The sequence below is a fragment of the Bacteroides sp. 1001302B_160321_D4 genome (genome assembly GCF_015667765.1).
GTDB lineage: Bacteria > Bacteroidota > Bacteroidia > Bacteroidales > Bacteroidaceae > Bacteroides > Bacteroides xylanisolvens.
The window spans coordinates 18,106-33,465 of the sequence record NZ_JADPLO010000047.1 but is presented as its reverse complement, the minus strand read 5'-3'; the positions used below and the strand labels follow the sequence as shown (position 1 = coordinate 33,465).

Below are 15,360 nucleotides of genomic sequence, written 5' to 3'. Positions count from 1 at the left end.
AAGCAGGAAAATGTCCTGCATTTGTAATTACGCGATTCTCTATTTCGGCTGTTTCGAAAATATGCCAATCAAGCTGCGATAGATTTTTGATTATTTTTGTTATTTGGAGAGCAGATGCCCGAATAACTAATCATTTTATTATTTTTTCCTTTCCGATATATTATGGTAAACTAGAGATAAAAATGTTTCTTAATAGTCCATTTTTATCTTCTTCACCGGGGAACGATAGCTTCCTCGGTGAGGAACAAGTCGATGCACACCGAGGAACACTTCGTTGGTTTTAAAGCAATGAGCGGTTTCTGAATAGAGAAAGATGCATATCCTGTTTGCTTTTATGCAATATTAGGCATCCTTTTGTATGCTCATGCGTTTATTTATGCAGTTTATTTTCCGGTTCGTTATTTTCTAATTGGCCATTTCCTTGTATAATATTAAAAATAGAACATTGCTTATTAAATAGGATTAGCTGTATACAAGAGACTGGATAGTTTCTCGCATACAGCTAATTAAATCTATTCTTTTACGTATCTTAGATATGTCCGTATTCGAATTCCGGGATATCGCCTTTCGCGGACATTTTAGCAAAATCAATCAGATTGGCCAAGTGGCGGAGCACCAGTTCTTTCATTCCTTCTTTGTCCCTATCTTTTATCTTCTGTAACATTTCCCTATGTTCTGCATGAACCGTTTTTTGAGGAACAGCACAAACTTTGTATTTTTGATAATATTTTAAAATATCGGGAGTAATAATAAGCAGGAGTGAACTGATAACCGGATTATGTCCGCCTTGCGCAATGGCCTGGTGAAAGGCAAAATCTTTTTCGACACGAAGGTCTGTATCAAACTTTTCTTCCAGTTCGACAAGCGTGTTTTCGATATTCTTCAAATCCTCTTCTGTGCGGTTTACTGCGCATAATTTGCAGACCTCTATTTCCAGAAGTACACGTACATAAACCAAGCTTGAGAAATCATATCTGCTGATTTTCAATGCATCGGTAATCATAGTATCCAACTGGTCTTTGGAGAATTCGGATACCACTGTTCCACTCTGAGGATATGTTTTTACAATACCGTATAATTCCAGTTTCTGCAATGCCTCGCGAACATGTGACCGACTGACTTTCAAAAGTTCGGATAATTTACGCTCAGAAGGGAGACGCTCTCCCGGTAAAATCTGACGTTCTGATATTTGTTTTTTTATGTGTTCTATTACATGCTTAACTGGTTGCGAATTGATTTCGTCTTTCATAAGATATAAATATTTTAAAAAGATGACCTTTTCCGTTTCGGCTGTAAAAGTACAAATATTATCTTTCAAAGTAAAGCTTTCTAGTAAAAATATTCTCCTGTCCTTTTATATAGAGGTACGCGTAACGTGTTATTTATAAGCGGCTTATATCTAATTATTAATAAATATTAATTGGTAGACCAAAATTTTGGTTTACCAATTTTAATCGTTACGTTTGTCACAGAAATTAAAACACTAATCTATGAACAACTCCTGTATTTTTAAAAAAGTCGTGATGATGTTCCTGTTGTTGGTAGGGACATTGAACGTTTACTCCCAGCATGTAGTTACTGGTAAGGTGATAGATGAACAGGGTCCGTTAATTGGAGCTTCGGTGACAGTGAAAGACGCTGCCGTTCCTACCGGTACTGTGACGGACGCTGAAGGTAAATACTCCATTAAGGTTCCTAATTCCAAGACAATTTTGGTTTATTCGTATATCGGTTACGTTGATAAGGCGGAAGCGGTTGGCAAACGTACAGTTGTGAATGTGACGTTGGAAGAAGATTCGAAGATGTTGGATGATGTTGTGGTAATCGGTTACGGTACACAGGCGAAATCTCATTTGACAGGTTCGATTTCAAAGTTGGAAGGTGAGAAGCTGATTAATGCTCCGGTGAGTGATGTCACTACTGCCTTGCAAGGTGCTATGACTGGATTGACGGTTTCTAATGAGACATCAGAAGTGGGTGTGACTCCTTCTATCCGGGTACGCGGTACGGGTTCCATTTCCGCAGATAGTGAACCGTTGGTTATCATAGATGGATTTCCCGTATCCGGTGGTTTGTCGTCTATCAATGCTGCGGATGTGAAGTCTATTGAAATTTTGAAAGATGCGGCTTCGGCTGCTATTTATGGTTCACGTGCTGCCAATGGAGTGATTATGGTGACGACAAAGAGCGGTACGCCGGACAAACCGAAATATTCTTTTAAGTTCTATCAGGGATTTAAATACGCTTATCAGTTGCATGATATGATGACTTCTTCCGAATGGTTGGGCTTATTGGAAGAAGAAGCTGCCTTAGGTGGTCCGAAAGTACCGAGTGCTGCTCGCGGGGCTGCTTATTTGGAAAGCCAGATGGGGACTACCGACTGGCAGAAAGAGGGCTTGCGTGATATGGCAGGTATCACGAATGTGCAGATGAGTGTTTCGGGCGGACGCAAAGAGACGAAATATTTTATTTCAGCGGCCTATACTAAAGACCAGGGGGTGATGCTCAACAATTCACTGGACAAACTGAATTTCCGTACTAAAGTGGATACCAAACTCTCAAAGATAGCTACGGTGGGTGTTAATATATCCGGTACATATAGCAAGACGGAACGTCCGAAAAATAACTTTATTGATTTCTATCGTACTCCCTCTTTTTTACCGGTTTATCACAATGCATATAGCACAGACCTGACCGGATATACCGGATTTGCAAGAGGTAGCCATTTTAACAATATTATGACACCGACTGCCGTGGATGCCGATGGAAATCCGTTGTTGGATGCCGACGGTAACCGGGTATTGGAAAAATCGTCTCCATTTAGCTCTGCCAATAATAATCCGGCGAGCGTAATGACTAATACTTTCCGTTGGAGCGAGACTATGCAAGGATTGGCCAGCATGTATCTCACGCTTGATCTTTGTAAAGGATTACAGTTTAAGACATCCAACGGCTTGAATGTTCGTTTTGCCCCTTCTTATTATTATGCAAATAAGGACGCTACGAAAGACAAGGAAGCAAGCCGTGCTACTTATTCCAGTGCACTTTATATTGATTTGTTGAGTGAGAATACCTTGAGTTACCATTTGGACTTTGGAAAGAATAAAGACCATAGTCTTGACGCTTTATTGGGATATACTGTAGAAAAGACACGGAATCAGCGGGTGGCTATGGCTGCGACGGGATTTGCTACGGATGACATCCATACTTTGAATGCTGCCACTGTTTACGAGTTGGCTAGTGAGGGTAATGGAAATACAGCGGGTACGGGAACTTTCAGATATCCGGATGTTGTATTGGAATCTTATCTGGGACGTGTCAATTATAGTTATCTGGGGCGCTATTTGTTGTCTACCTCTCTACGTCTGGACCGTTCATCGCTCTTTTCCAAAGGAAACCGTAATGCCTGGTTCCCTTCCGTATCACTGGGTTGGCGCGTGAGTGAAGAGAAATTCATGAAGGGTATCAAGGCTATTTCTAACTTGAAACTTCGTGCATCGTATGGTGTGACAGGAAATAACCGTATCAGTTATAATGCAGCCCTCGAGGTATTGAACAGTGCGAATTACGTGACCGGCAAAGGTACGGGTTCATTGGTTAATGGTTCTGCGAATATCTCTTCTTCGCTGGCTAATTCTAATATTACATGGGAGCAGACTGATGAGTTTAACTATGGTCTGGATTTGGGACTTTTCAACAACTGTATCAATCTGGCGATAGATGCTTACTATTCAGTGACACGTGCGTTATTGTTCGAACAACCGACGCAATCGTTTACCGGTTACACACACTATTGGAATAATATAGGAAAAGTCCGTAACTCAGGTTTGGAAATCCAGCTTGATACGCATAATATGAAAAGCCGTAAGTTTTCATGGGATACTAATATAAATTTCTCACTTTCGCGTAATAAATTATTGGAGTTAGGCGGTGAACAACAAATGATTTCTTTAGGTGAAAGAAATGAGGGTTATCTTGCTAAAGTGGGTGAGCCGTTGATTCAATTCTATGGATACAAGACGTGTGGTGTATGGAATAGTGCGGAAGAGATTGCAGCTAATCCTCATTTTTCAGACGATGCACCGGGGGGAATACGCATTGTCGATACCAATAATGACGGCTCTTTGACTCCTGAAGACCGGGTTGCGTTGGGCACTCCTTACCCGGATTTCACATGGGGCATCACCAATACTTTCCAAATTAAAGATTTCGACATCTCATTCCTTATTCAGGGTGTACAGGGCATCACAGTGCTTAATGGTGATGTATATTATAATGAAACAAAGAAGTGGAACAAGAAGTACACAAAGAACCGTTGGGTAAGCGCAGAACATCCGGGTGACGGAAAAACGCCTTATCAGAATGTGAAAACGGGACATGACCTCATGCTTACTGATTATCCTTTGCAAAATGCTTCTTATGCTTGTCTGCGTAACTTTACAGTGGGATATACCTTGCCGGCAACTGCTGCCCGTAAGATTAAGTTATCAGGTGTACGTTTTTATGTGTCGGGCAGTAACTTGCTCTATATTTGGGGAAGTGGCTACAAAGGCATTAATCCGGAGTCGCGTATGACATCCGGTAATTATTCCAGTGCAATGATTTCGGGGTATCAGCGTGGTGGGTTCCCGTTGACTTCTACCATTTCTGCCGGTTTTGATATTAATTTTTAATGGAGGAAAACGATGAAAAAAATAAATTATATAGGATTATTGTTAATCGTCATGGTATTTTCCGCTTGTGATTTGGATCAATATCCTTATTCGGAAGTGGCGGCGGATAAGTATGTGAAGGATGCTTCGTCGGTAAATAATCTGGTGCTGGGTTGTTATAATTCCCTGCATGATGTGATGTATTACGAGTGGGCCATGACAGAATTGCGCTCGGATAACGGACGTATGTATGCTGCAGGTTCTTCTTCGAATACTACACGACTGGTGGAACAGCTCGACCAGGGTACTATCGTACCGGAAAACGAATGGGTGAAAACGTATTGGAATGCCTGTTATGCCACAATTGCACGGGTAAACAATGTTATTTCTTACCTTGATGTAGTGACGGACGAGACATTGCGGAACCAATATGAGGGAGAAGTACTTTTTCTTCGTTCATTGGAGTATTTCAATCTGGTCCGTTTATGGGGGCCGGTATTTATTGTTACTTCCAAGGTTCCTTCTGAAGTGGCCCGTGATATGCAACGCTCTACGGTGGATGAAGTATATGCGCTTATTGAGGGAGACTTGGAGAATATTGTCAATAATGAACTGTTGCCCGGCAAGATGGCGGACGGTGACTTGGGACGTGCTGACCTGAATTCGGCAAAAGCGTTGCTTGCCAAAGTATATGCTACGCACTACCAGGCGGGTGACGAGAAATATGCCCGTGCCGCCCGACTGTGTAAGGAAGTACTCGAAAGTGAATCTGTGGGAAATCCGCAATCGGGTAGTGATCTTGTGGCTTATGATAAGGTTTTTGATATTGGCAATGAGATGAATAAGGAGATAATCTTTGCGGTTCGTTACCTTTCGGGAAATGCCGGTATCGGTTCGCCGTTCGGCAATATGTTTGCTCCGGTCAATAATGGTGCAAATGTGATTATCGGTACTTCTTCCGGTTATAATACTCCTACTGACAATATTATTGCAGCTTACGAGCAAAGAGGTGCGGGGGCTGATAAACGTCTGGATGTGAATATCGCCCAGAAATATTTCAATACAACTACTCAGACGTGGGTGACGGAAGGTAATTGCCGTTACTGTAAGAAGTATGTAAATCCTGTAACTACACAGTATGATGGCGAGAGTGACTGGCCTGTGATTCGTGTGGCTGATATTGCTTTGCTTTATGCTGAATTGACAAATGAAATCTCGGGGCCTTCTGCAGACAATCTGAAGTATTTGAATATGGTTTGTGAACGTGCCGGTGTTTCTACATATACACTGACCGACCTGCCAAGTCTTTATGATTTTAGAAAGGCTGTACGTAATGAGCGCAGGCTTGAACTGGCTTTTGAGAACCAGCGTTGGTTTGATCTTCTTCGTTGGGGGATCGCTACTCAGACAGTAAACAACTACTTGAACAGCGAGCTTCTTTATACGGAATATTCTTATACGGTGAATGATATAGAAGATTGGCAAACATTTCTGCCTATTCCGGTGAGTGTGATTGACATTAATCCAGAGATAGCACAGAATACGGGTTATTAATCTTTTAAATGCTTACGAATATGAAACAATATAGAGAATGGAGTCTGGCATCATTGTTTGTTTGTTTATTCTTTTTGTGTGGTTGTGATTCTACGTCGATGAAGGATGTGGCGGTTAGTTCACCGGAAATCCTTTCTTTCTCGCCCGAGAGTGGAAGCATAGGTAGTGAGATTGTTGTTACCGGAGAATATTTGGATGATGTGGTAAGTGCTACTATCGGTGGTGGAAAAGCCGTTATCCTACAGAAAGTGTCCAACCGGCGTTTGTCTTTGAAAGTGACAAATCAGGCACGCAGTGGTAAAATTGTATTGGTAAATTCGATAGGTGAGGGTGTGTCCGAAGGAGATTTTACCCTTGAATATCCGGCTCCTGTCGTTTCACAGGCCGGAATGCCCTCGGAAGTTGAAATGGGCAATAATTTGTTGCTCTCCGGTAGTTCCATGAATGTGGTGAGTGCTGTTCTTTTCACTGCCGAAGGCGGGACAGAAGGAAATGAGGCAGAGATCATCTCACAAAGTGAGAATGAGATAGTAGTAAAGGTTCCTTATGTGGAAAGTGACAAGGCTATTGTAACATTTAAATATTTTGATGGAACAAAAGAAGTGGAGACGTCAAGTTCGTCCGCACCCAAGTTAACGGTGAAACGTTATCAGCCTGAGGTTACAACTACTGTATTTGAACCAGCCAACGTGGGAGATATGGTAGTGCTGGAGGGAGCATATCTAAATAAGATTGATAAAGTGCTGTTAGGTGATATTGAGTGTACTATTACGTTGCAGACTGAAACTGAATTAAAGTTTGTTGTACCTACATCTGATAGCTTTAAGAACGGTGATAATATGGTACCGTTAAAGATTTCTTATTTTGACGGTCGTGAGACACCGACATTAACGGATGAATTTATTGTAAGGGTGGCTTTTGTATATTATTGGGAGAACAGGACTATTCATGCACAGGCTGGAGAGACTTCTGCATTCTTCTCACCGGAAACAGGACGGGTTTATTCTAATGATGTATGGAGCCAGGAAGTGGATATTATTGCTGCTGCAGGAAAGAATACTTGTAAGACAGCGAATATTCCGGTTGTGTCCGAAACAGACTATAATTCTGTAAATCCTTATTTTTTCATTTCCGGCTCATCTTCTAAATTCAATTTAGCTATCAATAGTCCGGCGAACTCTAACGGGCAGTTGAAGAATTTTAAAACTTCCGGTAAGGCTTCCATTACGGGGGGGAGCAGCTATTATGGCACCCCTGCATTATCATTTGCATATTTGGATCCGGAGACTAACCCGGATTGTGCGGAGCTGGTCAATAATGTGAAAGCTGGCAATATCAAAAAGATTGATGAAATAACTTTCCCGCTTGATGTGGAAAAGAAAACATGCGCCGGCATTAAGCCGTCAGTGAGTGCTGCACCTACTACTGATGCTTGGGCAAAAGATAAATTTGAAGCAGGTGTGGAGAAAACTAATGTGACAATTGATGCTGTGTTCCTGGTATTCTATTACAATGTGAAAGGATATGACAATAAAGCAGCTGATAAGAATCCGGTTAGGGATGTGAAGCGCATAGGGCTGATGTATATCAAGAGTGCTGATTTCAAGATGAAAGAAGGTACGGAAAAAGACCCTTCCGCAAGTTCTATTACCTTTGATATGTACTGGCAGAAACAAGATTACGATTACTCAAAAGTTCAATAATTAATGATGATACGAAATATACATAAGGCAATTATAGCTCTCCTGCTTATCGGGCTACCGTCAGTCTCTTTTGCAAAAAGATACGACGTAACGCTCCCCGAAGTAGCTTCCTGCTTGAAGACTGCACAACCGGGTGACCGGATTTACATCAAGGACGGTCAATACAAGGACATGCAGTTGAAATGGATAGGCAAAGGAACGGAGAAATCTCCTATTACCATAGAAGCCCTGAACCCCGGAAAGGTAAAGGTAGAAGGTGGTTCCACCTTGCGGATAGCGGGCGAGTGGCTATCTGTCAGCGGATTGCATTTCACTGACGGATACGCTCCCAAAGGTTCCGTAATAGAATTCCGTAACGGACAAGAACTGGCTAATCACTGTCGTCTGACGAATTGTGTGATAGACAAATTCAATCCGTCTCGCCGGGACCAGGCTTACAGCTATATATTGCTTTATGGTCGTCACAACAGAGTAGACCATTGTTCGTTGACAGGAAAACTTAACTTGGGGGTGACATTGATTGTCATCCTCAACGACGAACGTTGTCTGGAAAATCATCACCGGATTGACCATAACTACTTTGGAGAAAGACCCGTGTATGGCTCGAACGGTGCCGAAACAATGCGTGTAGGAACTTCCCAGCAAGCTTACAGTTCTTCAAATACGGTGATTGAGAATAACTTGTTCGAACGTTGCTCCGGTGAAGTGGAAGTAATTTCTATTAAATCCAGTGATAACATCATCCGCAACAATACGCTGTTGGAATGTGAAGGAGTGGTAGCACTGCGTCATGGTGACCGTAATACTGTGAATGATAATTTGTTTATCGGTAACGGACGTCGCAATACCGGCGGTATCCGTGTCGTCAATGCCGGACATCAGATTTACGATAATGTATTGGTCGGCTTGGCAGGTACCCGTTTCTTCTCAGCTTTGGGAGTTATGGATGCCGTACCCAATTCGTTACCTAATAGATATTGTCAAGTTGTTGATGTCAAGATGTACCGTAACACATTCGTAGATTGCACGAATATAGAATTTGGTACAGGCAAGGATATGGAACGTACTCTTGCACCGGAAAAAGTCTCATTCACGGATAATATCATCATCAATAAAGGACTCGACCAGCCTTATATAGCCGTTGACGACGTAGCGGGTATCCAGTTCAAAGATAACAAAGTGCAATTGGCAAAGAACTACTCGGCTCCGGGATTTACTACGGAAAAAGTAAAAGCTCCCCAGTTGCCCGACGATGCTGCGATACGTAAGGATAAAGGCGCTTCCTGGTTTAAGAACCAAGTGGCACACCCAGCAGCGAATGTTCATAAGGAATACAATGTGTCTCCGGGAACGAACTTGTCCGAAGTCATTCATTCGGCAGAACCGGGTGGCGTCATTATTTTGGCGAAAGGCACATATCCTATCCAACGTGCTATGTTCATTGACAAACCGTTGACTATCCGTGCAGCCGATGCAGCCAACAAGCCGCTTGTCCGTTTCAACGGAGATAAGCCGGATAATATGGTAACTATTGCCGATGGCGGCAAAATGGTCATTGAGAATATAACATTCGATGGCGTATTAGAGCCCGGAAAGGCTTTGGCTAAAGCAGGAATTTCTACTGCCTTTGATATGATACAACCTTATACACTGATAGTAGACGGCTGCGAATTCCAGAACTTCGGAGAAGGCGGATTCTTTGCCATTAAAGGAACAAAAGCTACTTTTGCCGAAAGCGTTACCATCCGCAACTGTCTTTTCCGCGATTTATCAGGAGATGCTATCAACTATGCGGCAGAGAAAGATGATATAGGTCGCTATAATGCCGACGACATGTTGATTGAAAACTGTTCCTTCTACCGTCTGTTGGGTTTACCTATTAATATTTATCGTGGCGGAAGCGATGAAAGTACGGCAGGCCCTTATATTACTATCAGACATTGTACCTTTGTAGACTGTTGCAACAAAGAACGTGGAAGTGTCATGCGCCTGATTGGCCCGCAAGTACTGACAGTAGAGAACTGCAATTTTGATAATAGCGGACGCGGCGGGGCAACTATCCGCCTGGATGAGGCGACCTGGGAGAAAGTACGCATTGCAAACTGTAATCTGTGGAATTCCGGTAGAATGATGACTACCACTTCCCAGGCAATACAGGGAAAGATGTACAATTTCCGTCCCGCATATATCAATGCCGAAGCATACGATTATACTCCGGTTGAGGGTAGCGAACTGGAAAAACTCTCTATCGGCTTGAAAAAGAAGTAGAACAGTTGTCATACGATACTATTATTGAAATAGAAAATGATGTAAGATGAGAAAACTTATTATTTGCATATTCATGGTTTTAGGTGGATACCTCTTTTCATTTGCCCAACATCCGTCCCTTCTTTTCACACAGGAAGAAGTGAACGAGATGAGGGCAGGAAAGGGGACAGTACCCGCATTCGACAAATCTCTTTCGGAAGTGTTGGCCGCAGCCGATGCAGCAGTAAACTCTCCTGTTTCCGTACCGGTTCCCGTAGATGGCGGTGGCGGTGTGGTACACGAACAGCATAAATCCAATTACTATGCCATGTTCCATTGTGGAGTTGCCTATCAGTTGACAGGGGATAAGAAATATGCCGCCTACGTGGGCGATATGTTGGAAGCCTATGCAAAACTATACCCTACTTTAGGGTTCCACCCCCTGCAACTTTCCCCCGTCCCGGGACGTCTGTTTTGGCAGACACTGAATGAAAGTGTATGGCTGGTGCATACAGCGGTTGCTTATGACTGTATCTATAACACACTCTCATCCAAACAGCGTGCCACTATCGAGAAGAATCTTTTCGTTCCGATGGCGGACTTCATCATGGACGGTATGGGAGACAACCATGCAAATAACAAGACATTCAATAAAATGCACAACCATGCTACATGGGCTACGGCCGCCGTCGGTATGATTGGCTTTGCGATGAATCGTGAAGATTACGTAAAGAAGGCACTTTACGGTTCTGACGGAACAGGCAAACGGGGCGGCTTTATCCGCCAGATGGATTACCTGTTCTCTCCCGACGGTTACTTCACGGAAGGAGCCTACTATCAACGTTATGCCATCTGGCCTTTCGTCATCTTCGCCCAATGCATCGAGAATAAACTGCCGGACTTGAAAATCTTCAATTACCGGGATAGCATTCTTTCAAAAGCCCTCTCCACATTGATACAACTTTCTTATGAAGGCGAATTCTTCCATATTAATGATGCCTTGCTGAAAGGGCTTTCCGCACAGGAACTGGTATATGCGGTAGACATATTGTATAATGTTAATCCTTCGGACAAATCACTGCTGTCCGTTGCAAATAAGTACCAGCATACTTATCTCCCTACTAGCGGCGGTTTTAAAGTAGCCCGTGATATTGCCCGCGGAGAAGCTGCTCCGATTATCTATCGTAGCAGTGTATTTCGTGACGGGCGCAAGGGGGATGAAGGCGGTGTAGCCGTAATCCGCTCCACAGATTCTAATCTGAACAGCGCCTTGACACTGAAAGCTACCTCACACGGCTTGAGCCATGGACATTTTGATAAACTGACAATGGCTTATTACGACAATGGGAACGAGATTCTGCCCGACTACGGTGCTTCCCGCTTCTTGAATATCGAAGCCAAGTACAAAGGTCATTATACCCGTGAAAACCAATCGTTTGCCAAACAGACTATTGCGCACAATACATTGGTCGTGGACGAAACATCCCACTTTGCCGGAGATATAAAAGTCTCTTCCCGTTATCATTCAGATATTATTTACCATGATTTCAACGGCGGACATTTTCAGGTAATGGTGGCGAAAGACACCAATGCCTATCCCGGAATAGAGATGAAACGTACACTGGCTTACGTGACTACCCCTTTCCTGCAATTCCCGTTAATCTTGGATGTGCTGCAAGCAAATGCGGACAAAGAGCACCAATACGATTACCCTATCTGGTATAACGGGCACTTCGTTTCCCTGAACTTCCCTTACGCCAAAGCAACTAACGAACTGAAAACTCTTGGCACGAAAGACGGCTATCAGCATCTTTGGCTGGAAGCCTGGGGACAGAACAAGAGCCGAAATACATCAAGCTTCACCTTTGTTAATAAGGATCGTTTCTATACTATTAGTATAGCTACTACTGCGCAAACAGAGATGAAGATGCTTCGTCTGGGTGCCAATGACCCTGATTTCAACTTGAGAAACGAAACCGCTTTCCTGATAAGGGAAAAAGCACGGAAGAACCATACATTCGCCACTTCCATCGAAACGCATGGAGAATATGATGTGGTAATGGAAACTTCCAGTAACCTGACCTCATCTTGCGAAGAGGTGAAAGTCGTGATGGATACGGCTTCCTATACAGTGGTGAAAGCAACCTATAAAGGCGGGCATTCCGTAATGCTTTGCTTGAGCAATACCGATGCCGACAAAGAGAAAGGGCACCGCCTGACGGTCGAAGGCACTATGTATGCTTGGAACGGTCGTTGCGGAGTATTTATGAAATGATGATTAGTTTTCCGTTTCTCAGGTATTAATACCTGTCTTCTCAAGTATTAATACTTATCGGCTCAACTGTTAACACTTGACAACTTAACAGTTAACACTTGACGAACGGTGAATTAACTTCTGAAATACAGTGAATTAACAACTTGATTACAGGATGTTAATATGGGATGAGATAACTAATGAAAGATGAGTTATAAATGAATCGAGAATATAATAAACCATTAATAGACAGAAATATGAAAACATGTAGTGAAACTTATCAGTTTGAGAAAGATTTGAAGTGGGAAAATCCTGCTCCGGGTGTAAATCGCCAGATTATGGCGTATGACGGTCAGTTGATGATGGTCAAAGTGAAATTTGACAAAGGTGCAGTAGGGAGTATGCATGAGCACTACCACAGCCAGGCGACTTACGTAGTAAGTGGCAAGTTTGAACTAACCATTGGCGATAAGAAAGAAATCCTTTCTGCCGGAGACGGCTACTATGTAGCGCCCGACGAGCTGCATGGTTGTGTTTGCCTCGAAGCCGGTATCCTGATTGATACGTTCAGCCCTGTGCGTGCAGACTTCTTAAACCTGTAAACGTATGAAGGTAAAAGGACTCCGATGGATGGTTATCGGGTTAATTATGCTGATAACCATCATCAACTATTTGGATAGAGGTACGCTCAACTATATGTGGGTGGCTAATATCGACTATCACTTGGTTTCCGAAGCGGATGCGTCGGCAGATAAAGGTAATCATGCCGTCCTGGCAGGAGAGCAGTATATCCTGACAGCCGCTAATGGCAACCGGGATTCTGTCAGCGTAGCCAACGTACAGATGAAGGAGAAGAACGGCGTTACGTTCGTAACCAATCGCGAAGGTATCGCTATCGACCTCGGCTTGATAGACCGCAACGACCCGGATGCTTCGCAGAAAGCGAAAGATATTCTTGGTCTGATAACTATCTTCTTTATGATAGCATACGGTATCAGCCAGCTTGTCTCCGGGAAACTGTACGACAAGATTGGATGCCGGAAAGGTTTCTTCTGGAGCGTGCTCGTCTGGGGGGCGGCAGATGCATTAGCATCCCTTTCACGGGGAATCTTCTCGCTGACCTTCTTCCGGATGATGCTCGGATTGGGGGAAGCCGGTCCGTGGCCCGGTACGACGAAAAGCAACGCCGAATGGTTCCCGCAGAAGGAACGCGCTTTCGCACAGGGTTTGTTCGGGGCGGCAGCATCCATCGGTTCAATCCTTGCACCGATTATTATCCTGATGCTCTTCATTGCTTTCGGCTGGAAACTGACTTTTATTGTAGTCGGCGGATTAGGACTGATTTGGTTGATTCCCTGGTTGATTATCAATAAGGAAGGGCCGAAGAAGCATCCCTGGATTACAGAAGAAGAACGTACCTATATCTTGAGCGGTCAGCCCGAACAGGAGCTGAAAACCGAGGATAAAGGAAAAAGCTGGGGCGAACTGCTCCGGGTGAAAAAGAACTGGTCTGTCATTTTGGGACGGTTCTTCCTCGACCCTATCTGGTGGATGTTCGTGACATTCCTGCCGTTATATCTGGCAGATGTGTTCCACTTGAATATCAAAGAGGTGGCATTCTCCGCTTGGGTTCCGTATGTAGGTGCGGCATTGGGAAGTATTGCCGGCGGCTGGTATTCCGGTTGGCTGATAAACCGGGGACATACGGTGAACTATGCCCGTAAGGCGGCAATGCTGCTTGGTGGGATTATCATCATCCCGTCTATCTTGGCAGCTATCATGTCTACTACGGCTCCGGTCGCTATCGTTTTCATGGCATTGGTACTGGGTGGATTCCAGTTCTTTATGACGAACTTGCAGACTATCCCGAGCGACCTGCACAGCGGCAAATCTGTCGGCTCGCTGGCAGGACTGGGCGGTGCTTCGGCCGTATTAGGTACTATCCTGGCAATCCTTTTTGCCAGTTATATTACGAATTGGATATTATTATTCAGTCTGTTGGGAGCTTTGGTGCCGCTATCGCTGTGTTCCATCTTCCTGACAGTAGGAGAGATTAAACAAATAAAAAAATAAACGTATTTTAAAAACAAGACAATTATGAAATTAGAAGGAAAAGTAGCTATCGTAACAGGTGGCGCACGCGACCTTGGTCGTGCAATATCAGTGAAATTGGCAGCAGAAGGTGCAAAAGTTTGCCTGAACTATTTCGACAATGAAGCCGATGCACAGGAAACATTGGCACTGATTAAAAATGTCGGTGGCGAAGCAATCGCAGTTCAGGGTGATATGACAAAGGCTGCTGCGGTAAAGAATCTTTTTGCAGAGTGTAACAAGGCATTCGGCGACAAGGTAGATGTATTGGTGAATGTAGTAGGCGGCATTGTAGGCCGTAAGAAAATCACCGAACAGGACGAAGACTGGTATGACTTCCTGATGGATGTCAATATGCGTTCCGTATTCCTCTGTACCCGTGAAGTGGTTCCGATGATGCCGGCAGGCGGTTCTATCGTCAACTTCTCTTCATTGGCTGCCCGCGACGGCGGTGGCAATGGAGCTTCCATGTATGCAACCGCGAAAGGTGCGGTAATGACATTTACCCGTTCCATGGCGAAGGAACTCGGCCCTCAGGGAATCCGTTGCAACGCTATCTGTCCAGGCACGATTGCCACTTCTTTCCACGACCGTTTCAATACGCCGGAAAACCGCGAACGTATGAAGGCTTCCTACGCATTGCGTCGTGAAGGAACTGCCGATGAAGTTGCCGACCTGGTTTGCTTCCTCGCTTGCTCCGAATCTTCTTACCTGACAGGTACGAACATTGACATTAACGGTGGCTGTTTCTTCTCTTAAAGAAGAAAGCTGATACCGTCATTCCGAACGTAGTGAAGAACCTGCCCCTTGGCAGATACCAGAAGCAGGTTCTCCGCTTCGCTCCGAATGACATACTTAC

9 protein-coding genes are annotated in these 15,360 nt (G+C 44.0%); 8 read left to right on the top strand and 1 reads right to left on the bottom strand.

Annotated features, from left to right (window positions below; genetic code table 11):
* Positions 1-529: 529 nt before the first annotated feature.
* Positions 530-1,249: a FadR/GntR family transcriptional regulator gene (locus KFO40_RS17435; protein ID WP_008641360.1), complete on the bottom strand. Its 720-nt coding sequence runs from the start codon at positions 1,247-1,249 to the stop codon at positions 530-532.
* 241 nt (positions 1,250-1,490) lie between these two features.
* Between KFO40_RS17435 and KFO40_RS17430 the strand changes: the two genes are divergently transcribed.
* From KFO40_RS17430 to KFO40_RS17395, 8 genes are all read left to right on the top strand, one after another.
* Positions 1,491-4,673, top strand: coding sequence for a SusC/RagA family TonB-linked outer membrane protein (locus tag KFO40_RS17430; RefSeq protein WP_008641356.1), 3,183 nt, complete (start codon positions 1,491-1,493; stop codon positions 4,671-4,673).
* A gap of 12 nt (positions 4,674-4,685) precedes the next feature.
* A complete protein-coding gene (locus KFO40_RS17425) occupies positions 4,686-6,206 on the top strand; it encodes a RagB/SusD family nutrient uptake outer membrane protein (protein ID WP_008641355.1) in 1,521 nt (506 codons plus the stop codon).
* A 20-nt stretch (positions 6,207-6,226) separates the two neighbouring features.
* Positions 6,227-7,909, top strand: a complete 1,683-nt coding sequence (locus KFO40_RS17420) for an IPT/TIG domain-containing protein (protein WP_008641354.1) — start codon at positions 6,227-6,229, stop codon at positions 7,907-7,909.
* Between the two features lie 3 nt (positions 7,910-7,912).
* Entirely contained in the window at positions 7,913-10,177 is a 2,265-nt protein-coding gene (locus KFO40_RS17415) for a chondroitinase-B domain-containing protein (protein WP_008641353.1), read from the top strand.
* A 46-nt stretch (positions 10,178-10,223) separates the two neighbouring features.
* A complete protein-coding gene (locus KFO40_RS17410; protein WP_008641352.1) occupies positions 10,224-12,431 on the top strand; it encodes a heparinase II/III family protein in 2,208 nt (735 codons plus the stop codon).
* Positions 12,432-12,667: 236 nt separating this feature from the next.
* Positions 12,668-13,012, top strand: a complete 345-nt coding sequence (locus tag KFO40_RS17405) for a cupin domain-containing protein (RefSeq protein ID WP_008641351.1) — start codon at positions 12,668-12,670, stop codon at positions 13,010-13,012.
* Between the two features lie 4 nt (positions 13,013-13,016).
* Positions 13,017-14,483, top strand: coding sequence for an MFS transporter (locus KFO40_RS17400; protein ID WP_008641350.1), 1,467 nt, complete (start codon positions 13,017-13,019; stop codon positions 14,481-14,483).
* Between the two features lie 24 nt (positions 14,484-14,507).
* The gene (locus KFO40_RS17395; RefSeq protein WP_008641349.1) at positions 14,508-15,260 is read left to right on the top strand and encodes an SDR family NAD(P)-dependent oxidoreductase; all 753 of its coding nucleotides are present in this window, start codon (positions 14,508-14,510) and stop codon (positions 15,258-15,260) included.
* Positions 15,261-15,360: the final 100 nt, after the last annotated feature.